The 22018-nt window shown below is 71.4% G+C and carries 19 protein-coding genes and 1 tRNA gene; 16 read left to right on the top strand and 4 right to left on the bottom strand.

Going from position 1 to position 22018, the window contains the following annotated elements; all coding sequences use genetic code 11:
- From JHW41_RS09375 to JHW41_RS09365, 3 genes are all read left to right on the top strand, one after another.
- Nucleotides 1-1521, top strand: coding sequence for an efflux transporter outer membrane subunit (locus JHW41_RS09375; protein ID WP_250449720.1), 1521 nt, complete (start codon nucleotides 1-3; stop codon nucleotides 1519-1521).
- A complete protein-coding gene (locus JHW41_RS09370; RefSeq protein ID WP_250449719.1) occupies nucleotides 1518-2714 on the top strand; it encodes an efflux RND transporter periplasmic adaptor subunit in 1197 nt (398 codons plus the stop codon). Before JHW41_RS09375 ends, JHW41_RS09370 begins: the two co-directional genes overlap by 4 nt.
- Nucleotides 2715-3398: 684 nt before the next feature.
- Nucleotides 3399-4988, top strand: a complete 1590-nt coding sequence (locus JHW41_RS09365; protein ID WP_057948163.1) for a DHA2 family efflux MFS transporter permease subunit — start codon at nucleotides 3399-3401, stop codon at nucleotides 4986-4988.
- Nucleotides 4989-5126: 138 nt separating this feature from the next.
- On the opposite strand, the gene JHW41_RS09360 is transcribed toward JHW41_RS09365, so the two are convergent.
- The gene (locus JHW41_RS09360; protein ID WP_250449718.1) at nucleotides 5127-6851 is read right to left on the bottom strand and encodes a hydrogenase maturation protein; all 1725 of its coding nucleotides are present in this window, start codon (nucleotides 6849-6851) and stop codon (nucleotides 5127-5129) included.
- 285 nt (nucleotides 6852-7136) lie between these two features.
- Between JHW41_RS09360 and JHW41_RS09355 the strand changes: the two genes are divergently transcribed.
- The 6 genes from JHW41_RS09355 to JHW41_RS09330 all read left to right on the top strand — a co-directional run bounded on the left by JHW41_RS09355 (nucleotide 7137) and on the right by JHW41_RS09330 (nucleotide 9436).
- Entirely contained in the window at nucleotides 7137-7346 is a 210-nt protein-coding gene (locus JHW41_RS09355; protein WP_057948164.1) for a hypothetical protein, read from the top strand.
- Between the two features lie 57 nt (nucleotides 7347-7403).
- The gene (locus tag JHW41_RS09350) at nucleotides 7404-7604 is read left to right on the top strand and encodes a hypothetical protein (RefSeq protein WP_057948165.1); all 201 of its coding nucleotides are present in this window, start codon (nucleotides 7404-7406) and stop codon (nucleotides 7602-7604) included.
- Between the two features lie 304 nt (nucleotides 7605-7908).
- Complete coding sequence (locus tag JHW41_RS09345) at nucleotides 7909-8133, top strand: hypothetical protein (RefSeq protein ID WP_057948166.1); 225 nt, start codon at nucleotides 7909-7911, stop codon at nucleotides 8131-8133.
- Nucleotides 8134-8237: 104 nt separating this feature from the next.
- The gene (locus tag JHW41_RS09340; RefSeq protein ID WP_250449717.1) at nucleotides 8238-8450 is read left to right on the top strand and encodes a hypothetical protein; all 213 of its coding nucleotides are present in this window, start codon (nucleotides 8238-8240) and stop codon (nucleotides 8448-8450) included.
- A 247-nt stretch (nucleotides 8451-8697) separates the two neighbouring features.
- Complete coding sequence (locus tag JHW41_RS09335; protein WP_250449716.1) at nucleotides 8698-8934, top strand: hypothetical protein; 237 nt, start codon at nucleotides 8698-8700, stop codon at nucleotides 8932-8934.
- A gap of 94 nt (nucleotides 8935-9028) precedes the next feature.
- Nucleotides 9029-9436: a glutaredoxin family protein gene (locus JHW41_RS09330; RefSeq protein ID WP_057948169.1), complete on the top strand. Its 408-nt coding sequence runs from the start codon at nucleotides 9029-9031 to the stop codon at nucleotides 9434-9436.
- 163 nt (nucleotides 9437-9599) lie between these two features.
- Here JHW41_RS09330 and radA read toward each other — a convergent pair whose 3' ends face one another.
- Nucleotides 9600-11012, bottom strand: a complete 1413-nt coding sequence (radA, locus tag JHW41_RS09325; protein WP_057948170.1) for a DNA repair protein RadA — start codon at nucleotides 11010-11012, stop codon at nucleotides 9600-9602.
- 317 nt (nucleotides 11013-11329) lie between these two features.
- Complete coding sequence (locus JHW41_RS09320) at nucleotides 11330-11617, bottom strand: hypothetical protein (RefSeq protein ID WP_139382056.1); 288 nt, start codon at nucleotides 11615-11617, stop codon at nucleotides 11330-11332.
- A 583-nt stretch (nucleotides 11618-12200) separates the two neighbouring features.
- Here JHW41_RS09320 and JHW41_RS09315 point away from each other — a divergent pair.
- Both JHW41_RS09315 and JHW41_RS09310 read left to right on the top strand, forming a co-directional pair.
- The gene (locus tag JHW41_RS09315) at nucleotides 12201-16664 is read left to right on the top strand and encodes an Ig-like domain-containing protein (protein ID WP_250449715.1); all 4464 of its coding nucleotides are present in this window, start codon (nucleotides 12201-12203) and stop codon (nucleotides 16662-16664) included.
- Nucleotides 16665-16806: 142 nt separating this feature from the next.
- Nucleotides 16807-17298 carry a hypothetical protein gene (locus tag JHW41_RS09310; protein WP_250449714.1) on the top strand — a complete coding sequence of 164 codons (492 nt, stop codon included), beginning with the start codon at nucleotides 16807-16809 and terminating at the stop codon, nucleotides 17296-17298.
- On the opposite strand, the gene JHW41_RS26735 is transcribed toward JHW41_RS09310, so the two are convergent.
- Complete coding sequence (locus tag JHW41_RS26735) at nucleotides 17228-17404, bottom strand: DUF6053 domain-containing protein (RefSeq protein WP_428995487.1); 177 nt, start codon at nucleotides 17402-17404, stop codon at nucleotides 17228-17230. The genes JHW41_RS09310 and JHW41_RS26735 overlap by 71 nt on opposite strands.
- Here JHW41_RS26735 and JHW41_RS26730 point away from each other — a divergent pair.
- The 5 genes from JHW41_RS26730 to JHW41_RS09290 all read left to right on the top strand — a co-directional run bounded on the left by JHW41_RS26730 (nucleotide 17346) and on the right by JHW41_RS09290 (nucleotide 21813).
- Nucleotides 17346-17531 carry a DUF6053 domain-containing protein gene (locus JHW41_RS26730; protein WP_428995486.1) on the top strand — a complete coding sequence of 62 codons (186 nt, stop codon included), beginning with the start codon at nucleotides 17346-17348 and terminating at the stop codon, nucleotides 17529-17531. The two genes, JHW41_RS26735 and JHW41_RS26730, sit on opposite strands and share 59 nt — an antisense overlap.
- An 89-nt stretch (nucleotides 17532-17620) precedes the next feature.
- A complete protein-coding gene (locus JHW41_RS09305) occupies nucleotides 17621-18628 on the top strand; it encodes a glycoside hydrolase family 16 protein (protein ID WP_250449713.1) in 1008 nt (335 codons plus the stop codon).
- Between the two features lie 230 nt (nucleotides 18629-18858).
- Nucleotides 18859-19521, top strand: a complete 663-nt coding sequence (locus tag JHW41_RS09300; protein ID WP_250449712.1) for a hypothetical protein — start codon at nucleotides 18859-18861, stop codon at nucleotides 19519-19521.
- A gap of 164 nt (nucleotides 19522-19685) precedes the next feature.
- Nucleotides 19686-19761: transfer RNA gene (locus JHW41_RS09295), tRNA-Thr, on the top strand.
- Nucleotides 19762-20217: 456 nt separating this feature from the next.
- Entirely contained in the window at nucleotides 20218-21813 is a 1596-nt protein-coding gene (locus tag JHW41_RS09290) for a hypothetical protein (protein WP_250449711.1), read from the top strand.
- The last annotated feature ends 205 nt before the right edge of the window (nucleotides 21814-22018 follow it).

Raw genomic sequence — 22018 nt, 5'->3', positions numbered from 1 at the left:
ATGTCCGTCCACGACACTCGCCCGCGCCGCGGGCTGCTTTACGTGCTCGCGCCGCTGGCCGCGGCGTTGATACTCGCCGGTTGCGCCAGCACCCGCGGCCTGCAGCCGTCGGGCCGCGCGCTCGATGCCGACAGCCTCGAAGCCAAGCGCAGCCTCGCCGTCGCCGACCTGTCCGCCGCGCAGTTCCCGCAGCGCGACTGGTGGACCGCGTTCGGCGACGCCCAGCTCAACGGCCTGATCGACGAAGCCCTGGCCGGTTCGCCGAGCCTGGACGCGGCCGACGCGCGCGTGCGCCAGGCGGTGGCCCAGGCCGGCCTCGCCGACGCGGCGCGCAAGCCGACCCTCGGCGGCAGCGCGCAGTACTCCGGCGCGCACCTGCCCGAGACCCTGGCGCCGGATCCGATCGGCGGCAAGTACCTCGGCGCGGACGTGCTGATGCTGAGCTTCAAGTACTCGCCCGACCTGTGGGGCGGCAAGCGCGCGCGCTGGCAGGCCGCGCTGGGCCAGTCGCGCGCGGCCGAAGTCGAAGCCCAGGCCGCGCGCCTGACCCTGTCGTCGAACATCGCCCGCAGTTACGTCTCGTTGGCGCAGGCGTTCGAAGCGCAGGACGTGGCCAAGGCCGAGAAGCGGCGCTCCGACAACCTGCTCGGCCTCGGCCAGCAGCGGGTCAAGGCCGGCCTCGACAACCAATTGCAGATCCGCAACGCGCAGAGCGCCAGCGCCAGCGCCGACCAGCAGATCCAGGCCGCGCAGCAGCAGATCGACGCCGCCCGCAACGCGCTCGCCGCGCTGCTGGGCAAGGGCCCGGACCGCGGCCTGAGCATCGTCCGCCCGACCCTGCTGGCCGGCAACGCCGCCGGCGTGCCCGACGTGCTGCCGAGCGAACTGCTCGGCCACCGTCCCGACGTGGTCGCCGCGCGCTGGCGCGTGGAAGCGTCCTCGCACGGGATCAAGGCGGCCAAGGCCGACTTCTATCCGACCGTGAACCTCAGCGCGATCCTCGGCCTCGCCACCGCCCACCTGTCGGACCTGTTCACCAGCCAAGCGCGCCTGTACCAGGGCGGCCCGGCGATCAGCATGCCGATCTTCGACGGCGGCCGGCTGCGCAACGAACTGGCCGGCAGCGACGCCGACTACGACCTGGCCGTGGCCAACTACAACCAGAGCCTGATCGGCGCGCTGCGCGAAGTCGCCGACGCGGTGCAGTCCTCGCGTTCGCTCGACGGCCAGCTGGCCTCGGCGCAGCAGGCGCGCGACGCCGCGCAACAGGCCTGGCAGATCGCCACCAGCCGCTACCGCGCCGGCCTGGGCACCCAGATCGACGTGCTGACCGCGCAGCGCCCGTTGCTGCAGCTCGACCAGCAACTCGCCACGCTGCGCGCGCAGCGCCTGGTCGCGCGCATCGACCTGGATCGCGCGCTCGGCGGCGGCCTGCAACTGAGTCCGCCCGATCCGGTGGCCGCGACGGTCCCCGACGCTTCTTCCGACAACAACGCTATTGCCAAGGCCCCCACGCCATGACGACCGAAGTCAACCCCAATGCCGCCGCGGCCGCGCCCGCCGCGCCGCCGAAGAACGGCAAGCGCCGCAAGGCGCTGCTGATCCTGTTCGCCGTGGTCGCGATCGCCGCGGTGGCCTGGACGCTGTATTACATGCTGGTGCTGCGCTGGCACCAGGACACCGACGATGCCTACGTGCAGGGCAACGTGGTCAACATCACCCCGCAGGTGCAGGGCACCGTGGTCAGCATCGGCGCCGACGACGGCATGAAGGTGAGCGCCGGCCAGGTGCTGGTGCAGCTGGATCCGAACGACGCCCAGGTCGCCTACGACCAGTCGGTGGCCAACCTCGCCAACACCGTGCGCCAGGTGCGCGGCTTGTTCAGCGCGGTCGATGCCGGCCAGGCCGATCTGTCGGCGCGCGAAGTCGCGGTGCAGAAGGCCCGCGCCGACGTCAAGCGGCGCGAAGGTCTGGTCGCCAGCGGCGCGGTCTCGGCCGAGGAACTGGCCCACGCCCGCGACGAACTGGCTTCGGCCGAAGCCTCGCTGTCGTCCTCGCGCGGCAGCCTGGCGCGCAACCGCGCGCTGGTCGATGCGACCACCGTCGCCCGCCAGCCGCAGGTCGCCGCCGCCGCCGCGCAACTGCGCCAGGCCTATCTGAACCTGCAGCGCTCGGCCATCGTCGCGCCGGTCAACGGCTACGTCGGCAAGCGCAACGTGCAGCTCGGCCAGCGCGTGGCACCGGGCACCGCGCTGATGACGATCATCCCGCTCAACGAAGTGTGGGTGGACGCCAACTTCAAGGAGACCCAGCTGGCCAAGATGCGCATCGGCCAGCCGGTCGAGCTGCATTCGGATTTGTACGGCTCAGACGTGCGCTACGACGGCAAGGTCGTGAGCCTGGGCCTGGGCACCGGCAGCGCGTTCTCGCTGCTGCCGGCGCAGAACGCCAGCGGCAACTGGATCAAGATCATCCAGCGCGTGCCGGTGCGCATCGAGATCGAGCCCAAGCAACTGGCCGAACACCCGCTGCGCCTGGGCCTGAGCATGCACGTCGACGTCGCCATCCGCGATCAGAACGGCGCGGTGCTGGCCGCCGCCCCGCCGGCCAAGCCGGTGCTGAGCACGCAGGCCTACGCCAAGCAGCTGCACGACGCCGACGCGATGATCGACAAGATCGTGCGCGAGAACCTGCCGGGCGTGCAGCACGGTTGAGCATGGAAGCGGTCGGGCGCGCACGAGGCGCGTCCGACCGCATTGCGGCACGGGCCGCGTTCGCATCGGCCGATGTCCCCTCCCCCCGCATCGGGATCGAAACGAACGCGTTCCGCCGCCGCAAGGCGCAGGCGAGCACCTCCCCCACGTCGTTCTCGCCTGCGCTTCCTTTTTGTTGCGGCACGAGCGGTCTGGTTCCGACGAAATCGGGAGCCACGCGCCCTCAGTCCGTCATTCCGGCGAAAGCCGGAACCAACCGAAGCGACGCAACCCCGGCCCCATCCGAAGCCGCATCGCTCCAAGCCCGTCATTCCGGCGAAAGCCGGAACCCGCCGAAGCGACGCAGCCCCGGCCCCATCCGAAGCCGCATCGCTCCAGACCCGTCATTCCGGCGAAAGCCGGAACCAACCGAAGCGACGCAGCCCCGCCCCATCCGAAGCCGCATCACTCCAGACCCGTCATTCCGGCGAAAGCCGGAACCCATTTTGATCTTCCCGGCGCAAGTCAAAAGCAACAGCAAAATGGATTCCGGCTTTCGCCGGAACGACGGGTAGGAAGCCTCCGTCTTTTCCGGTGACCGCACGCCGCTGCCCCTAGCGCAGCGACAACACGATTCGCGGCCCCGCGCCCCTCCCACGCGGCCCGTCCTGAGCGATCAGGCCCCCGACTCAACAGGCACGCTCCATGTCCGCCACCACCGCCAACGCTGGACCCGCCGGCCCCGCCGCGCCCGCTCAGCCGCAAGCCGCCTTCAAGCCGCCGAACATGGCGCTGACCACGCTGGGCCTGGCCCTGGCGTCGTTCATGCAGGTCCTCGACACCACCATCGCCAACGTCTCGCTGCCGACCATCTCCGGCAACCTCGGCGGCAGCGCCAACCAGGCCACCTGGGTCATCACCTCCTTCGCCGTCAGCAACGCCATCGCGCTGCCGCTGACCGGCTTCTTCACCCGCAAGTTCGGCGAGCGCAAGCTGTTCATGTGGGCGACGCTGCTGTTCGTGATCGCCTCGTTCCTGTGCGGCCTGGCCAACAGCATGGGCCTGCTGGTCGCCGCGCGCGCGCTGCAGGGCTTCGTCGCCGGGCCGATGTATCCGGTCACCCAGGCGCTGCTGATCTCGATCTATCCACCGCACAAACGCGGGCAGGCGATCGCGCTGCTGGCGATGGTGACCGTGGTCGCGCCGATCGCCGGCCCGATCCTCGGCGGCTGGATCACCGACAACTACAGTTGGGAGTGGATCTTCTTCATCAACGTGCCGATCGGCATCTTCGCCAGCATCGTGGTCGGCAACCAGTTGCGCGGCCGCCCGGAGCGGCTGGACAACCCGAAGATGGACTACATGGGCCTGGCGATGCTGGTGATCGGCGTGGCCGCGCTGCAGATCATGCTCGACCTGGGCAACGACGAGGACTGGTTCAACTCGACCACCATCGTCGCGCTGACCATCGTCGCGGTGATCGCGCTGGCGGTGTTCGTGATCTGGGAACTGACCGAACGCGACCCCATCGTCAACCTGCGCCTGTTCCGCCACCGCAACTTCGCCAGCGGCACGGCCGCGATGGTGCTGGCCTACTCGGCGTTCTTCGCCATCGGCCTGTTGGTGCCGCTGTGGCTGCAACGCAACCTGGGCTACACCTCGATCTGGGCGGGCCTGGCGACCGCGCCGATCGGCATCCTGCCGGTGCTGCTGACGCCGTTCGTGGGCCTGTACGCGGCGCGCTTCGACCTGCGCTGGGTCGCCACCGGCGCGTTCATCGTCATGGCCGCGACCAGCTTCGTGCGTTCGGGCTTCAACCTTGACGTCGACTTCCAGCACGTCGCCCTGGTGCAGCTGTGGCAGGGCCTGGGCGTGGCGCTGTTCTTCATGCCGGTGCTGACGATCCTGCTGTCGGACCTGGAGCCGCACGAGATCGCCGCGGGCTCGGGCCTGGCGACCTTTGTCAGAACCCTGGGCGGCAGCTTCGCCGCCTCGCTGACCACCTGGGCCTGGAACCAGCGCAGCACCATCCACCACGCCCAGCTGACCGAGCACATCGGCGCCTACGATCCGCAGATCCAGCAGACCGTCGACCAGCTCGGCCGCGGCGACCCGACCCGCGGGGCGTTGGCGCTGAACCAGATGATCTCGCAGCAGGCCGCGCAGATCGGCTTCAACGAGATGCTGTACCTGATCGGCATCCTGTTCGTGGTGGTGACCGCGTTCGTGTGGATGGCCAAGCCGCCGTTCTCGGCCAAGGTCGGCGGCGGCGCCGCGGCGGCCGGCGGGCATTGAGGCCGGGACATCGTCGGATACGCAAACAGGCCGGGGCGACCCGGCCTGTTTTTTGTTGCGTCGCAGTAACGGCTTCGCGGTCGCGGCTCGTGACCGAAGGAAATCCCGTGGGACGCCGCTCCTACAGCGGCTCCGGGGTCAGGCGCCGACCCGGGCTTCGGCGCGCTCGGCGGCGAAGCTCTCGCCGGCTTCGCACGGGGCGGCGGCGTGCTTGCGCACGAAGCGGCGGCGGGCGTCGTGGTAGCTGCGGTCGCTGCCGAAGAAGTTGCGGTACATGTGCGCCAGTTCTTCCGCGCCGTAGCTCTCCAGCGGCTTGCGCCGCTCGTCTTCGTTGCGGCGCCGGCGCTTGAGCGTCAGCGCCTTGCGGCAGGCGCCGGGTTCGGCCAGGCGTTCGGCGCGCTGTTCGACGTGGGCGAGGAAGTCGGCGCCGCCGGCGCCGAAGGCGGCGTCGATCAGGCCGATGCGCTCGGCCGCGGGCGCGCCGATCGGGCGCAGGCCTTCGGTCAGTTCCTGGGCGACGGTCTCGCCGACCCGGCGCGGCAGCAGGTAGGTCCAGTACTCCGAACCGTACAGGCCGCCCATGCCCTTGTAGTGCGGGTTCATGACCGCGCCGCGCCGCGCCCAGACGTGGTCGGCGGCCAGCGCCAGGATCACCCCGCCGGCGCCGGCGTTGCCCTGCATCGCCGACACCACCAGGTGCGAGTCGGTGAGCACGATCTCGCGCACCAGCGCGTTCATCGCCAGGATGTTGCGCCACGATTCCAGCGCCGGGTCGTCGGCCGCCTCGATGGCGTTGAGGTGGATGCCGTTGGACCAGATATCGTCGCCGCCCGTCAGCACGATCGCCCGGGTCGGGCGCTGGCGCGCGTGCAGGAACGCGGTGCGCAGGCGGTCGCACTGCTGCGTCGACATCGCGCCGTTGTAGAAGTCGAAATGCAGGTAGCCGACCGCGCCGGCTTCGCGGTAGCGGATCTGGCGGTAGCCGTGGTCGCGCCGCCCCGCCACCGAAGTGACCGGCTTGAGCGCGCGCGCGGGCACGCCGCGCAGGCGCGCCTCGCCCAGCACCTGGGTCGCCGGCAGCTTGATCCCGTCCTTCCCGCGCAGATGGCTCAGCCACAGCGCGCCGTCGGCGCTGGCCACGCACACCGCGCCTTCGCGACGGCCGAGCAGTTCGCCGGGGCGGCCGCGCAGCGAGGGCTCGACGTGGGCGCCGAACACCTGGCAGCGCAGCCCGGCGATCTCGCCGCGCGCGCCCGGCGCGCTGTCGCCGCAGCGGATCCGCGCCAGCAGCGCGGCGTTGTCCATGTCCCAGTCCAGCGCGCGGTCGCCCGGGCGCATGCTCGGGCGCAGGCGCCCGCGCACCGCCGGGTCGGCGTAGTCCAGCGGCTGCGGCGCGAAGCCGCCGGCTTCGAAGCGCTCCACCGCCTGCAGCAGCGCGCGGATCGCCGCGTCGGTGACTTCGTGGCGATAGAGCTGGCTCTTGGACGCGCCGCGCACGGCGAAGCCGGCGCTGGCCCAGATGTCGCCGGCGTCCATCTCGGCCGCGGCCTGCAGCACGGTGACGCCCCAGTCGTGCTCGCCTTCCAGGATCGCCCAGTCCAGCGAGGACGGACCGCGGTCGCCGACGATGCCGGGGTGCACGATCAGGCAGGTGTGGCGGCTCCAGATATCGTCGGGAATCGCCGACTTCAGCATCGGCGCGACGATCAGTTGCGGCCGCTCGCGCGCCACCGCCGCGCGCATGGTGTCCGGGTCGGACGCCACCTGCACCGCGACCTCGTGCCCCAGTTCGGTCAGTTCGGCCCAGGCGCGTTGCGCCAGCCCATTGAACGCAGTGCATAGAAACACGATGCGCAGCGACATGGTCCATCCCCCTGTCACGACGAAGGCTCGAATGTGTGCCAATGCGTGTTCATAAACATGAGCAAAGATCACAAATTCCTGCTGCATCGCAGCGGCCTTGCGTTTCTTCGACGCGCATCGCCGTTCGACGAGAAAGTCGTCGCGAAAGCGTTGCGCGTTGGCCGACAGCCTCGCCGTATCGCGTTGGCCCCTGCCGTCGCGCCCGCATCGCGCGACCGGCCGGCGCGCGCGCCGGCCGCGCATCGCTCACGACGAGCGTCCGTCCCATCGCACAAGGAGAGATCGATGTTCCGACACACCCGCCGCACCCTCGCCGTCACCGCGTTCTGCTTCGGCCTGGCGTTCTCGCTCAGCGCGCTCGCCGCCGGTTGCCAGGAATGCTGGGACAACTGCTTCGCCAAGCGCCTGCAATGCCGCGCCGCCGGCAATCCGGTCGCGGTGTGCACCGCGGCGTACCAGGCCTGCGGCCGCGGCTGCGGCTGCCAGATTCCCTGATCCGCGCCAGCCGCACGGCCACCACCTCCAAGGTCCATCACCTCTAAGGACTCCGCCATGTTCAAACGCAACCGCATCTTCGCCGCCGCCGCGTTCTGCTTCGGCTTGGCGTTCTCGTTCGGCGCCTTCGCCCAGCAGGATTGCCAGGCCTGCACGGATGCGTGCTACGAGCAGTACGAGCAGTGCAACAGCGACGGCTATCCGTTCTGCAAGCAGAACCTGCGCGCCTGCACCAAGGCCTGCGGCTGCCAGGTCTGAGCGCAACCCCGGCGTGGACGGCCCGGGCGGATGCGAGCGTCCGCCCGGGCCGGTTGCGGCATCGGCCTTCGGCATCCGCGCAGACGACGGCGGCCACGCATCGCTTTCGCGCGAAACGCATGCCGCAACGCAGCGAAGCGCGTGCCTGCGACCGGCGCGCAGCCCGCTGCGCGCGCCCGACAGCGCCCCAGGCACAGGAATTCCGCAACGGACATCACATCCACGCTGCCGAGCCGATAGGGAACGCCTGCACGGCGGTGCTATAACTCCAGCGCGCCCATTGAGGGGCACAAGGAGGAACACGATGTTCGCCACCGCTCGCCGCCGCGCAACCGCGGCCTATCTCGCCGGCTTCGCGTTCTGCTTCGGCCTGGCGCTCTCGCTCAGCGCTTCCGCCTCCGGCTGCTCGGAATGCTGGGACCGCTGCTTCGCGGAACGCCGCGAATGCCGCCAGGCCGGCAACCCGGCCGCGCAATGCCAGGAAATCTTCCAGGACTGCGGCAACGGCTGCGGCTGCCCGATTCCCTGATCCCATTCGCAGCGCGATCCGACTGCCGTCGCGGCTCCCCCGCGACGGCGGCGCGGCCGTGCCTGCGCGTACCCCCGCAACCATCGACCGATCCAGGAGGGATCATGTTGCAACGCACCCGCAATCGTCTGGCCCTGCTCGCCGCCATCGCCGCTTTCGGCCTCGGCCTGACCTTCTCCGTTACCGCCGCGCCGGAAACCTGCGAGCAATGCCTGGCTCGCTGCGATCAGATGCGCGCCAACTGCACCACCGCCGCCTGCGTGCACGAAGCGAAGATGTGCGCGATCCGCGGCTGCCGCAGCGCCTGCTCCCCCTGATCGCGCGCGCCAGACGGCCTGCGCCCTCGGGCGCGCGCCGCGCAAAGCTTTGCCGCAGCGCAGCGTAACGCGCGCGATCGGCGCCGCCGCCCCCGCCGTGGGCGGCGGCGGCGCCTGTCGGAACCGACAGGGCTCGCGCGTTTTCGGCAACCCGCATCACATCCGCCGCGCCGTCGGGACATGGAACGCGCGCGGCGCGGTGATATAACGCCACAGCGCCCACAGACGGGCACAAGGAGAAACCGCGATGTCGATCGCCGAACTGCGCCACGCACCTGCGGCCCGTCGCCTCGCCGGCCTGGCGTTCTGCTTCGGCCTGGCCTTCTCGCTGAGCGCGTTCGCCGGGCTGACCCCGGAGCAATGCGCGTTGTGCTGGGACGATTGCAACGCGCGCGCGCAGTTGTGCCGCGAAGAAGGCGGCACCCCGGGCGAATGCGGTCGCGAGCGCCTGCGCTGCGTCAACGCCTGCGGTTGCCGCGCCTGAGGCCGCATTCCGACGCGCCCGGGTTTCCGCCTCCCGCTCCCGTTCACCACCGCGGCGTCCGCCGCACACCACCACGATCCACTGAGGACAAGGAATGAATTTCAAGTCGATCCTGACCACCATCCTGGTCGTTGCCCTGGCCTTGGGCCTGGGCGTTGGCGCCGGTTACCTGGTCCGCAACACCGGACTGCTCGGCGGCGGCGGCAAGGGCGTGGAGATCGTCCAGGGCGACTATTCGGCCGTCTACGCCAAGGCCGGCGGCGACATCGTGCTGTACTCCCTGTCGACCTGCCCGTTCTGCCACAAGGCCAAGGAACTGCTGGACAAGCACAACGTGCGCTATGTGGAGCGCGTGATCGACAAGGACGAAGCCGCGCGCAAGGAGGCCGACGGCCTCAAGATCAACAGCGTGCCGGTCATCTACATCGGCGACCAGAGCATGCGCGGTTACGACGAAGCCAAGCTGGTCGAACTGCTCGACAAGCACGGCAAGAAGGTCTGAGCAAAAGCGGCCGCAAGCCGCTTGCGGGAGCGACGCGAGTCGCGACCGCGCCACTACGCTTGCGTCGTCGGTGGCGCGGTCGCGACTCGCGTCGCTCCTACAGGCGGGCAGTCAAACAGGCGGGCAGTCAACCAGGCGGATGCGCCCGCCGGCGGCGCGGCGCTCAGATCGCGTCGATGGCCTCGGCCAGCCGCTCCACCGCGATCACCTCCATCTCCCCGACGCGGCCGCCGCGCGGCGCGTTGCCCTTGGGCACGATCGCGCGCTTGAAACCGTGGGTGGCGGCTTCCTTCAAGCGGTCCTCGCCGTTGGGCACGGGGCGGATCTCGCCGGACAGGCCGACCTCGCCGAAGGCGATGGTCTGCTCGGCCAGCGGCTGGTCGCGCAGCGAGGACAGCACCGCCAGCAGCACCGGCAGGTCGGCCGCGGTCTCCTGCACGCGGATGCCGCCGACCACGTTGACGAACACGTCCTGGTCGCCGACCGCTACGCCGCCGTGGCGGTGCAGCACCGCCAGCAGCATCGCCAGGCGGTTCTGCTCCATGCCGACCGCGACCCGGCGCGGATTCGACAGCGGCGAGGAGTCCACCAGCGCCTGCACTTCCACCAGTAGCGGACGGGTGCCTTCGCGGGTCACCATCACGCAACTGCCGGGCTGCGGCGCGCGGCTGCCGGAGAGGAAGATCGCCGACGGGTTCGGCACCTCGCGCAGGCCCTTGTCGCTCATCGCGAACACGCCCAGTTCGTTGACCGCGCCGAAGCGGTTCTTGAACGCACGCAGCACCCGGAAGCGGCTGCCGCTCTCGCCTTCGAAATACAGCACCGCGTCGACCATGTGCTCGAGCACGCGCGGGCCGGCGATGCCGCCTTCCTTGGTGACGTGGCCGACCAGGAACACCGAGGTGCCGGTTTCCTTGGCGTAGCGCACCAGCCGCGCCGCGCTCTCGCGCACCTGGCTGACCGAGCCGGGCGCGGCGCCGAGCTGTTCGGTCCACAGGGTCTGGACCGAGTCGGCGACGATCAGCGCCGGCTTCATCTTCGAGGCGTGCTCGAGGATGCGCTCGACGCAAGTTTCGGCCAGCGCGTGCACGCCGTCGAGCGGCAGGCCCAGGCGCGCGCCGCGGCCGGCGACCTGCGACAGCGACTCCTCGCCGGTCACGTACAGCCCCGGCAGGGCCTGGGCCATGCGGGTGATCGCCTGCAGCAACAAGGTGGACTTGCCGATGCCCGGATCGCCGCCGACCAGCACCACCGCGCCGTGCACCAGGCCGCCGCCGAGCACCCGGTCGAACTCGCCGATGCCGGTGGTCACGCGCGATTCTTCCTGGTGGGTGACGTCCTTGAGCGCGGTCACCACCGGCGCGTCGGCGCGCCCGGCCCAGCTGGCGCGGCGGCTGGCGGCGAGATTCGGCGCGCCGCCCTTGACCGCCGGCTCGACCACGAACTCGCTGAGCGTGTTCCAGGCCCCGCACTCGCCGCACTGGCCCTGCCATTTGTTGTAGTCGGCGCCGCATTCGGAACAGACATAGGCGGTGCGCGCCTTGGATGCGGCGGACTTGGCGGGGGCTTTGGACATGGCGGACGGCGACTGCGCGGGTAAAGCGGCACTTTAGCCGCTGCCAGTCGCAACGTGCGAGACGGGACGCGGCGGCGCGGCGGATTCCTACGCACGGGTGCGCGGGTAGGTAGCTGCGCGGGGATGCGTGGCGAGCGGATTGCGCGGCGGGCGGATGGTTCGTGGTCGCGGCTTGCGCCGCTCCTACAGGTCGCCCGGATCGATCCGCAGCCGCTGTAGGAGCGGCGCAAGCCGCGACCGCGACACCGCGCTTACGGCGCCACCGTCTTCAAGCGATGCACGGGTCCGCGCGACCGGACGTCCCGCGCCCGAATCGCTCAAGCCGCCATCGGCCGATGCTGCTCGGGATAGATCGCCGGCAGATTCTGCTGCGGGATCGCCAGCAGGCCGCTGACGTCGGTCGAGGCGACGATGCTGTAGCCGCGCGCGTCGATGTCGTTGCCGATCGCGCGCCAGTCGAGCTTGGGCATCGCCAGACCGGTGTCGATGGTCCAGCCGAAGCGCAACGCGCCAAGCGCGCGCATTTCGTCCAGCGGCAACCAGCTGTCGGACGGCGCGACCACATACCCCTCGTTGTCGCCTACCACGAATACGTCTACGCGCATTTTCGTCACTGCCTTGTCTGCCTGTGTCGCGGGCCGGCGCATGGTGTCCATCGGGGCGATAAAAAAGAGTGAAGAAGAAATGGTCGATTGGTAAAGACCGCGGCGACGAGCAGTTTGAGTTCACTTTCTATGCAAGCCGATGACAGGCGCCGGACCGGGCCGGCGATGGTCGCCCTGGCGCATTCAGGATGGCGCGCGGGCGTCGCAGGGGCCGCGACCGACGCCCGTCGCCGACCGGCGGCGCGGCATTGCCGGGTGAGACGCGACTGAGCTTCAATACTGCGCAACGGCGTCACGCCAATGGCATGGTTTTGCCGCCTACGGGCCGCGCAGGGGCGTTCCTGCGGCCCGCGGGCGAGCGCAGGCGCGACGCCGTCCGCGCCAGTTCCCGGTCCCACCCCGTCCGTGCGACAAGAACGCCGCCGGTGCGCGCCGCGCGCCGGCGGTCCGGTTGCCCCTGCTGTCCACAAGCACGCCGTCCACAAGCACGCGGTCCACAAGCGACTCGCTCTCACCCGGCACGCCGTGGACATCCCGCTTCGACACCCGCTCCCACACGTCATTTTCTAAGGAAGGAAACGACATGCCCTCTTCATCGCAATCCCCATCCGGTCGCTGGACCTGGTGCGGCGCCGTCGCGGCGCTGGGCCTGGCCGCCGGCGCGACCGCGCTGCACATCGGCACCGCCGACGCGGCGCTGCAAGCGCTGCCGCCCGAACTGGCGCGCAGCCTCGCGCTGCATCCGCGCGAAGCGCGCACCCAGTTGCCCGACGGCAGCTGGCTGGTGCTCGAACGCGACGGCAGCGCGCTCAAGCGGGTCGAAGACCGCGCCGACGGCCGCACCCTGCGGCGCTGGCCGCTGTCCTCGCCGCGCCGCTACGCCAGCCTGAGCCTGCTGCCGAGCGGCCGCGCGCTGCTGTGGGGCGGCGTGGACGCGCAGCAGCGCCTGCAAGCCGGCGGGCTGTGGTTCGATCCGGCCGCCTCGACCCTGGCGCCGGCCACCGACGTGCCGCTGTCGCCGCGCGCCGGGCATGCCGCCAGCGTGCTCAGCGACGGCCGCCTGCTGGTCACCGGCGGCTGGACCGCCGCGGCCGATGCCGGCGCGCGCGCCGAAACCTGGGACGAGCGCGATGCGCGCGCCGCGGTCGCGGCGGCGGCGCCGGCTCGGCTGGGCCATCGCGCCCGGGTCGAGGCCGACGGCCGCGTGCGCCTGTTCGACGGCCTCGATGCGCAAGGCCGCGCGCAGGCGCAGGACCAGTTCTACGATCCCGCGCGCGGCGCCGCCCGCGCCGCGGCGAACGCGCCGGTGGCCGCGGCCGCGCCGCGCCTGAGCGGGTCCTCGCCGCGCGACGGACAGACCGCCGTCGCCACCGACGCGCGCCTGTCGCTGCGCTTCAGCGAACCGCTGCGCGCCGGCGAACTCAACGCCGCCAGCGTCACCCTGCTCGGCCCCGGCGGCTACGCCGCGGTGCAGGTGACCCCGGCCGAAGCCGGCCGGCTGTTGTTCGTGACCCCGCGCCAGCGCCTGCAGGCGAATACCGACTACTCGCTGCTGATCGACGGCGCGCACGCGCGCAACGGCCAGCCGCTGGCGCCGACCGTGGTCGATTTCGCCACCGGCGCGGCGCGCGCCGACGCCGCGAGCGGCGACGCAGCCGCAGGCAAAAACCAGCCCCAGCGCGACAAGCAAACCGCGCAGGCCAAACCAGTCCGCGCAACGGCGGCCATACCCGCAGCGGCCGCGCCCGCAGCGCGACCGGCCGCGTCCAACGCCGCGCGCAGCGCCACGCCCGCCAAACCCCGACGTGACAGCGCGCGCACGGCAATAACCGCGGCAGACGTCGTCGTCGACGGCGCGTCCGTGTCGGTGCAGACCGACACCGCCGACGAAGCGGTCGACTTCGGCTTCGACATCGCCCAGGCCGGCGACTACGGCCTGGGCCTGTCCGCCTTCGCCACGCCCGGCGCCAGCGCGCCCGCGACGCTGACCGTGCAAGGCGGCGCCGGCACGGTCGCGACCCTGGCCTGCGCGGCCGCCGACGACGGCTGCGGCGCCAACCTGCCCGCGCTCGCGCCCGGACGCTACACCGCGCGGGTGCAACCGCCCGCCGGCGCGACGCTGCGCTTCGCCGCGACCCTCAGCCGCGACCTGTCCGCGGGCCTGTTCCCGGGCTACGGCCGTCCCATCGCCCTCAACCGCCGCGGCCGCGACGCCACGGTGGACCTCGCCGTCCCCGACGCCAGCCATCTGCAGATCAGCGCGCAGAGCACCCAGCCGGCCGCGCGCGAGGTGCGCTACACGCTGTACGCGGACGACGGCACGCTGCTGCAGAGCGTCGCCTTCGCCGGCGCGCACCAAGTGATCGACCTGGCCACGCCGGAACGCGGCACCTACCGCCTGCGCATCGATCCGGCCCATGGCGCCACCTACGCCGCCACGCTCTCCGTCGGCTACGGCGCCGCCAACGTACTCGTCGCCGACGGCCCGGTCCGCGACTTCGCGTCCGAACCCGGCGCGCCGGTGCGCATGCAGTTCGTGCTGGAAACCGGTCAGCCGCTCGGCCTGGGCATCGGCAACCTCAGCATCGCCGGCAGCGACCAGCCGGCCACGCTGCGGCTGTACAAGCCCGACGGCAATTCGGCGCTCACGCCCAAGTCGTGCCTGCCGGCCAACGGCGGCTGCGACCAGGCGCTCTCCGTCGTCGCCGGCTACCTGCCGCCGGGCGTCTACACCGCCACGCTCACGCCGCCAGCCAACGGCACCGCGCGCTTCAGCGCCGCGCTCAGCAGCGAACGCACGGTCGACATCGCCCTGGGCGGCAGCGCGAGCCTGAGCCTGGACCGCTACGGCCGCACCGGCCGCTTCGCCTTCGACCTCGCCGCCGGCGAGGTGTTGCAGTTGAACGTCTCGCCCGACACGGTGCCGGCGCAACGCCCGGTCGGCTACAGCCTGATCGGTCCCGACGGCGCGGCCTATTTCGTCAAGCCGCCGGCGGTCGGCCCGCAGGCGCTGGTGGCCGCCGCGCCCAAGGCCGGACGCTACGCCTGGGTGGTGGACCCGCAACAAGGCGAACTGGCCACCGTGAACGCCACGCTGACCCAGCCGGCCGGCTCCACCGCGATCGGCGCCGCGCCGGTGTCGCTGTCGACCCAGGCCTCCGGCGCGCGCGCGAGCTTCAGCTTCGCCAATCCGCGCCGCAGCGATCTGGGCATCGGCATCGCCGACCTGCAACTCGTCGGCAGCGCGTCGTACGCCGACGTGACCCTGCGCAATTCGCGCAACGCGCTCATGGCCAGCGAGCAATGCCACGCCGACGCCGCGCGCGGCGGCTGCGACCTCGACCTGCGCGATCTCGCCGCCGATGTGTACACGGTCGAGATCGTCCCGCACGACGGCCAGGGCCTGCTGAGCCTGCGCGCGGCGGTCAGCGAGGACCTGGTGCTGCCGCTGTCGCGCGCGCAGCCGGTCGATCTGCAACTGACCCGTATCGGCCAGAACGCCAGCCTGGAGTACGACGCCGGCGCCGGCGAAAACCTCAACGTCGCGATCGCCGGCCAGCTCACCGCGCCGGCCGGCCGCTTCGTGCGCTACGGCCTGCAGGCGCCGTCCGGCTACGAGATCGCCAACAACTCGGTCGGCGCCAACGGCAGCGGCGGCATGAGCCGCGAGAACGTCGCCGCCGGCCGCTACCGCGTGCGCATCGATCCCGAATACGGCGCGACGATGTCCGCGCGCGTGGCGATGATCGACGACTTCGCCGACGAACTCGTCGTCGACGGCGCGCCCCGGCAGATCGCCACCCAGCTGAGCGACCAGAGCGTGCGGCTGTCGTTCCAGGTCGAACCCGGCGCCCGCCTCGGCCTGGGCATGGATCAGTTGAGCGGCATGCAGCCGTTCCCGCTCGACCTGACCCTGTCGGCCGCCGACGGCCGCGTGGTGTGGACCGACCTGTGCCGCGAGATGGACAAGAGCTGCGCGTTCAATCTGGACGGACTGCCCGGCGGCCGCTACACGCTCAAGGTCGATCCGCCCAGCCAACAGGGGCCGTACGGCTTCCGCGCGACGCTGAGCTCGGACCTGGAACTGCCGCTGGCGCTGGGCCAGACGCTGGCGCTGCAGCAGGACCGCTGGGGCCGCAACGTGCGTGTGCGCTTCCATGCCGAGCCCGGCGACGATCTGTATCTCGCCGTCGCCGACGTCGTCCGGCTGTCGCCGCCGCCGCAATCGGACCGGCGCGACATCGAGTACACCCTGCGCGGCCCCGACGGCGCGACGATCCGCAGCGACGCCCATTCCGACGGCCTGTCGATGCGCATCTCCGACCTGACCCAGAGCGGCGACTACACCCTGACCATCGATCCGCCGCTGGGCGATGCGCTGGGCGCGAACGTCTGGCTCGGCCGCAACCAGCCGCTCGGCGAGCTCGCGATCGACGGCGATGCGGCGGTGTTCGCTTCGCCGCTGCCCGGTGCGCCGATGCGGGTGAGCGTGCAGGCCCCGGCCAACGCCAAGCTGCGCTTCGGCATCGCTCCGGACGGCCCGGTGCCGCCGCGCGGTTTCATCGTCAACGGCCTGCGCTGCAACTTCGGCGACGACGATGCGCCCGGCTGCGCCTACGGCCTGCAGACCACCGACGCCGGTCGTTACGAAATCAGCGTGTACCAGGACTACCTGGTCCCGCCGACGCAGTTCCGGGTGCGCGCGATCGTCAGCACCACCTACCAGGCCGCCTTGCAGTTGGGCGTGGCGCAACCGCTGAACCTGCGCAGCGGCCAGAACGCCTTGCTGAGTTTCCACGGCACCGCCGGGCAACGCCTGCGGCTGAAGGTGTCGGGACAAGCCACCCTGCCCGCCGGCTACAAGGCCTACTACGGCCTGCGCCGGCCCGGCGAGCGGCTGCCCGACTTCAGCGCCATCTCCGCCGCGGCGGACGGCAGCTGGGAGCTGCCGCCGCTGGCGGCGACCGGCGACTACGTGTTGGAAGCCACCGCGGTCGGCTGGCCCGGTCTGCAGACCACGGTGTTGTTGGAACCGAGCACGCCCTGAGCGCCCCGCCCGCGCGCCGCGATCCGGCGCGCGGGCGGTCACGGCGGCGCCCGCCGCCGTTTGCTGTGGCATGCACAGGATGCTGCGATACTGCGCGAATCGCCGCGTCCTTCCGCACGCGCCGCACCGGGATCCCATGCTCATGGAAGACACCGCCACGCCGACCGGCTGCGGATGCGCTCGCCGCCGGTTCGCACCGACGATCGCCCTGCCGCTCGCGCTGTGCGCCCTCGCCGTCGCGCCCGGCGCGTTCGCCAGCGGCCACATGCCCGGCTTCCCGATCCCGCCGCGCAGCTTCGCCGATTACGCCGCGTGCAAGGCCTTCCTCGAACAGACCGCGCGCGACGACCGCGCCCGCGCCGAGCCGCAGCCGCGCGAGACCGAACCCGGCGTCACCCGGCAGACGCTGGTGATCAGCGACGGTGTGACCGAGTCCGGCGAGGGCCAGGCCGCGTATCGCGTCCAGGTCGGCGCGCAGTTCCGCCGCCGCGACGAAGCGCGCGAGTCGATCGTGACCACGTTTTCCTACGACGAGAACAGCTACCGCTGCAACGGCGGCGAGCTCAGCGGCGAGTCCGGCGCGCGCGGTTACTACCTGCCCGGTTACGAGCCGATTCCCGCGCCGGCGCGTTGACGCCGGCGCTTCCGGCCGGCGATCCGCCGCGAGGGGCTTCGGGCTCGATGCCAGGGGTCTTCGTCGCGAACTGGAACAAGGGCGTCGGGCCTGAAGGCCCTCCCACAGCGGCTGCGGCCGGTGGCGGCCGGCGAGCCCACCCGCCCGCTCCCGGCCGGCACGCGAGGCCGGCGTCCAGGGCCGAGTTGTGTTTTTGGGTAGTTCTGTCCGGCGCCGCCGCCGGGCCCGTTTGACAACGTTGTCATCGGTGCGCGAAGTTTGCCCGCTGCGATCCATCGCCAGCGCGCGACCACCAGACACTCGACCACAAAGGGACCAACCCATGGGGCAGCATCGTTGCTTGGGCGCCGGCATTCTCGCCGCGTCGATCTTGATCGTCGGTTGCAGTCAGCAAGCCGACCCCGCCGCCGCGCAGGCGCCCAAGCCGGCCGAACCCGCGGCCGCCGCGCCGGTCGCGCCGGCCGCGACCGATGCCGCGGTGTTCTTCGACGACTTCAACTACCCCGACCTCGCCGCGTTCCAGGGCAACGGCTGGAAAGCGCGCACCGAGACCGGCCACCCCGGCATCAAGGGCGCGACCTGGTCGGCCGAAGGCCTGTCCTTCCACGCCGACATCGCCGACACCCACGGCGGCGCGGTGCGGATGAGCTCGGTCACCAACGGCAAGGCCGACAAGACCCGCCAGACCCAGTTCTGCCACGCGCGCAAATACCGCGAAGGCACCTACGCCGCGCGCATCTTCTTCCGCGACGCGCCCAGCTACGGCCCGGACGGCGACGAAGTCATCCAGACCTTCTACGCCATCAGCCCGCTCAAGGCGCCGATGGACAAGAACTACAGCGAGACCGACTTCGAATACCTGCCCAACGGCGGCTGGGGCGAGAACAGCAAGCCGGCGATGTGGACCACCAGCTGGGACACCTTCCAGCTCGAACCGTGGACCAAGGTCAACGAGTTCACCCGCCACGAAGGCAGCTACGCCGGCTGGCGCACCCTGGTGCTGACCGTCGCCGACAAGCAGCTCAAGTACTACGTCGACGGCAAGCTGTTCTCCGAACACAGCAGCGCGGTGTACCCGGAAGACTTCATGTCGATCAACTTCAACCTGTGGTTCATGCCCAAGGGCGCCGACGGCTCGTTGGGCCCGGTGGACTCGCCCGAGATGCGCGAATACCAGGAGGACATCGATTGGGTGTTCTTCCGCGAAGGCGCGGCGCTGTCGACCGCCGACGTGGAAAAGCAGGTCGCCGAACTGCGCGGCAAGCAGGTCGCCCACCTCGACAACGTCAAGGAACAGAACCCGCCGCTGCCTTCGCCCTGCGGGCTTTGACCGCGCCCGCCGCCGCGCGCGGCGCCGCACCTGCTACAAGGCCCGCGAATGCGGGCCTTTTTCTTGTACCCGCAGCCGCGGCCGGACGCCCGCGCCCGCCGCGCGCGGGTTCACGACCAGCCGCGCGCCGCGTTGGTAAGGGCGACCTCGGCCGACGCCGCGCGGGCGCTCCGTCCGCAGCGACGGCGCCGGCGCGAGAGCGCCCCCACCCGCGACACGAGGAAGCCGCCATGAGCAACTACTGGCCCGAGCAGAACTTCGACACCGGCAAGTTCCACCTGCAGCTGCACCCCTATCTCGCCGTGCCGGAAGATGTGATCGACCCGGAAGCGTTGCTTCAATACGGCGCCGACTTCAAGCTCCGCTTCGCCCGCGCCGCGCCGCAGACCCACCCGATCGGCCTGATGCAGCTGATCTTCCCGCAGACGTCCGCGAACGAGAACAATCTAGTGGGCCGATGGAACGTCGACAAGCGCGACCCCACGCCCGACCAGACGCCGATGCGAAACTGCATGTACGGCGAACCGGGCGAGACCATCGCGGAGCACTCGCAGTTCTACGCGGGCCAGCCGGCCCGTCACGTGTCGCCGACCGAATGCTGGCTGATCGACACCCCGCGCGAGTGCAGCAAGCGCTTCGATCACGGCCGCTTGACCAGCAACACCGATACCAAGTTCGCCAACTACGTGGTCGATACGGCCACCGGCAAAGTGTTCGATCACGGCATGGTGTGGGGCTATCACGTCGTGCAGAACAGCAAGAAGCTCACCGAGTTCGAACCGGTGATCGTGGCGCCGAAAGAGTCGCGGCTGAGCCAGAGCAACGAACATCTCGACGCGATCGCGCGCTTCCTCAAACTCACCCGCGACGAGGTCAAGAGCTACATCGCCTGAGGCGGGACGGCCGCCGCCGGGCCGCGCCCGCGCGCCCTCGCGCCGGCCCTCGCGGGCGCGCCCGGACCGCCCGGGCGCCGGGCGCCGCACCCGCCCGAGCCACCGCGGCGCGACCGCGTCCGAATTGACCGCCCCGCCCCCGGCGCCTAGAATTGCCGTCCTTCGCCGGAATAGCTCAGTTGGTAGAGCGGCGCATTCGTAATGCGTAGGTCGCAGGTTCGATTCCTGTTTCCGGCACCACGTAACCCCGAAAACAGTCCAACCGCCCGGCCCACGATCCAACGGCCGCGCCGCGTCCCGGACACGTCTGCAGACGGCCCCGCCTCCACGCGGGGCCGTTCGCGTTTGCGGCGCCGCCCGATCCGGCCGCGCGCGAATGGCGCCCCGCTCCCTTCCCACACCCTTCCCACACCCTTCCCACGCCCTGCCCTCGCCGCCCGCGCCCCGCTGCGTTCCTGCGCGCGCAGCGCCCTCGTCGCCACGCCGCCGCCCCTGCCCCCAGCGCACGCCCGGTGCGCTTCGCCGCGCACGCCCGATCCGCGACCTCGTTGCCGCTTTGCGCCATCGCGCACGTCGAATGTGCTGTTTTGTGCGCTCGCGCCAAGGCGGGGCGCTTGCCGATGGCCGAGTCTCGCCGCGCGGCGCGGATGCAGGGGGCTGCCGCCGCTGCCACCTTTCTTCGCAGCAGGAGCCCCCATGAACCGTTCTGTGTTGCAACGCGGCTTGCCGCTCGCGCTGGCGATCGGCGCCACGCTCGCCGCCGCCTCGGCCCAGGCCAAGCTGCCCGACGGCGCGCTCGACCCCGCCTTCGGCCGCCGCGGCCTGGTCGTCACCGACTTCCCGGTGAACGACGACTTCGTCCGCGCCGTCGCCATCCAGGCCGACGGCAAGATCCTCACCATCGGCGAAGGCGGCGGCGACGCGCCGCTGCATCGCGATTACCTGCACTGCCGGCTGCTGCGCTTCGGCGCCGACGGCAAGCTCGACGCCGGCTTCGGCGACGGCGGGCAGGTGCGGATCAAGCTGCGCTCCAACTCGCAGCCCGCCGCATGCCGCGCGCTGGCGGTGCAGGCCGACGGCCGCATCCTCGTCGCCGGCGGCAACAAGGGCGATGCGCTGCTGCTGCGCTTTCTCGCCGACGGCAAGCCCGACCGCGGCTTCTCGCGCGACGGCGTGCAGACCCTCGACGCCGGCGGCTTCGACGAGTTCTACGGCCTCGCGCTGCAGGCCGACGGCCGCATCGTCGCCGCCGGCAAGCGTTTCGACGCCGACAGCGGCCAGGATGCGGTGGTGCTGGCGCGCTACCGCGGCGACGGCAACGCCGACCGCGGCTTCGGCCGCAACGGCGTGGTGGTGACCGCGCATCCCGAACAGGCCCAGGGCGCCGGCGCCCAGCATGTGCTGCTGCAAGCCGACGGCAAGATCGTCGTCGCCGGCGGCGGCGGACGCTGGAACCTGATCGCGCGCTATCTGCGCGACGGCCGCCCCGACCCGGGCTTCGGCAAGAACGGCAGCACCGTCGACCGCATCACCGGCCTCAATGCCGGCGCGCAGGGGCTGGTGCTGCAGACCGACGGCAAGTTCCTCAGCAGCCATCCCATCGTCGCCGGCAGCGGCGTGCGCGGGACGTTGCTGCGCCACAACGCCGACGGCAGCCTCGACACTACCTACCACCGCCCGGACCTGGAGATCTCCGGCCGGCTGGCGCCGCAATCCGACGGCCGCGTGCTGGTGGTCGGCAACACCGCCGGCGCCGCGCCCAAGCCCGGCCGCCTGCAGCGGGTGAATCCGGACGGCTCGGTCGATGCCACGTTCGCGGTCGCGCCGATCGACTTCGGCGGCAACGACGATTACTTCATCGACCTCGCCGTGCCCGGCGGCGGCCGCATGGTGGTGGCGGCGTGGCTCAGCGACGAGAACCGCATCGGCCTGGCGCGGGTCGCGGCGACCACCTACTGCCTGGCCGACCCGGTCAACCCGGGCCGCTGGATCGGCTTCAGCGAGAGCGGCTGGTTCTCCACCATCGACAGCGGCGTCGGCGGCAGCGGCCAGGGCCTGCTCGCCCAGGGCCGGCTGCGCTCGGTGCAGCCGCCGGGACAACCGGCCGGGCGCGCGCTCAGCGCCGGCGGCCCGGCGCCCGCGGCGTACCGGGTCGACGCGTTCGCCGTCACCGGCGACGTGCGCGGCTTCGGCTTCGCCAACGTCAGCAAGCGCGGCAGCGCACCGGCGACGTACGGCCTGGTGGATACGCGCATGAACGATCCGGCCTGCAAGATCCTGCCGGGACGCTGAGCGCGGCGCTTGAAAGGCAGCGGCCGGGGCCCGCGGGTCCGGCCGTTGCGCCGTCGCGGCGGCTGCATCGCCGCGACGTCCGCGCGCCTGCGCAGCGAGCGTTTTCACGGCGGCAGCTGTCGAAGCCGCCGGGTCGAAGCCGCCGGGTCGAAGACCCTCGCGCTCAAGAACCATCGCTTTCGAAGCCGCCGCATTCGCAGCCACG

The organism is Lysobacter enzymogenes (assembly GCF_023617245.1).
Classification (GTDB): domain Bacteria; phylum Pseudomonadota; class Gammaproteobacteria; order Xanthomonadales; family Xanthomonadaceae; genus Lysobacter; species Lysobacter yananisis.
The sequence above is the reverse complement of the archived record's forward strand: the minus strand, read 5'-3'. Positions and strand labels throughout refer to the sequence as shown.

Excerpts from the sequence above, each read along its gene's own strand:
- JHW41_RS09320 (WP_139382056.1), bottom strand. The coding sequence starts at position 11,617 with ATGCGCGTAGACGTATTCGTGGTAGGCGACAACGAGGGGTATGTGGTC.
- JHW41_RS09315 (WP_250449715.1), top strand. The coding sequence starts at position 12,201 with ATGCCCTCTTCATCGCAATCCCCATCCGGTCGCTGGACCTGGTGCGGC.
- JHW41_RS09340 (WP_250449717.1), top strand. The coding sequence starts at position 8,238 with ATGTTGCAACGCACCCGCAATCGTCTGGCCCTGCTCGCCGCCATCGCC.
- JHW41_RS09300 (WP_250449712.1), top strand. The coding sequence starts at position 18,859 with ATGAGCAACTACTGGCCCGAGCAGAACTTCGACACCGGCAAGTTCCAC.
- JHW41_RS09375 (WP_250449720.1), top strand. The coding sequence starts at position 1 with ATGTCCGTCCACGACACTCGCCCGCGCCGCGGGCTGCTTTACGTGCTC.
- JHW41_RS09360 (WP_250449718.1), bottom strand. The coding sequence starts at position 6,851 with ATGTCGCTGCGCATCGTGTTTCTATGCACTGCGTTCAATGGGCTGGCG.
- JHW41_RS09330 (WP_057948169.1), top strand. The coding sequence starts at position 9,029 with ATGAATTTCAAGTCGATCCTGACCACCATCCTGGTCGTTGCCCTGGCC.
- JHW41_RS09370 (WP_250449719.1), top strand. The coding sequence starts at position 1,518 with ATGACGACCGAAGTCAACCCCAATGCCGCCGCGGCCGCGCCCGCCGCG.
- radA (WP_057948170.1), bottom strand. The coding sequence starts at position 11,012 with ATGTCCAAAGCCCCCGCCAAGTCCGCCGCATCCAAGGCGCGCACCGCC.
- JHW41_RS09310 (WP_250449714.1), top strand. The coding sequence starts at position 16,807 with ATGGAAGACACCGCCACGCCGACCGGCTGCGGATGCGCTCGCCGCCGG.
- JHW41_RS09305 (WP_250449713.1), top strand. The coding sequence starts at position 17,621 with ATGGGGCAGCATCGTTGCTTGGGCGCCGGCATTCTCGCCGCGTCGATC.
- JHW41_RS09290 (WP_250449711.1), top strand. The coding sequence starts at position 20,218 with ATGAACCGTTCTGTGTTGCAACGCGGCTTGCCGCTCGCGCTGGCGATC.
- JHW41_RS09345 (WP_057948166.1), top strand. The coding sequence starts at position 7,909 with ATGTTCGCCACCGCTCGCCGCCGCGCAACCGCGGCCTATCTCGCCGGC.
- JHW41_RS26730 (WP_428995486.1), top strand. The coding sequence starts at position 17,346 with ATGCCAGGGGTCTTCGTCGCGAACTGGAACAAGGGCGTCGGGCCTGAA.
- JHW41_RS09350 (WP_057948165.1), top strand. The coding sequence starts at position 7,404 with ATGTTCAAACGCAACCGCATCTTCGCCGCCGCCGCGTTCTGCTTCGGC.
- JHW41_RS09355 (WP_057948164.1), top strand. The coding sequence starts at position 7,137 with ATGTTCCGACACACCCGCCGCACCCTCGCCGTCACCGCGTTCTGCTTC.
- JHW41_RS09335 (WP_250449716.1), top strand. The coding sequence starts at position 8,698 with ATGTCGATCGCCGAACTGCGCCACGCACCTGCGGCCCGTCGCCTCGCC.
- JHW41_RS09365 (WP_057948163.1), top strand. The coding sequence starts at position 3,399 with ATGTCCGCCACCACCGCCAACGCTGGACCCGCCGGCCCCGCCGCGCCC.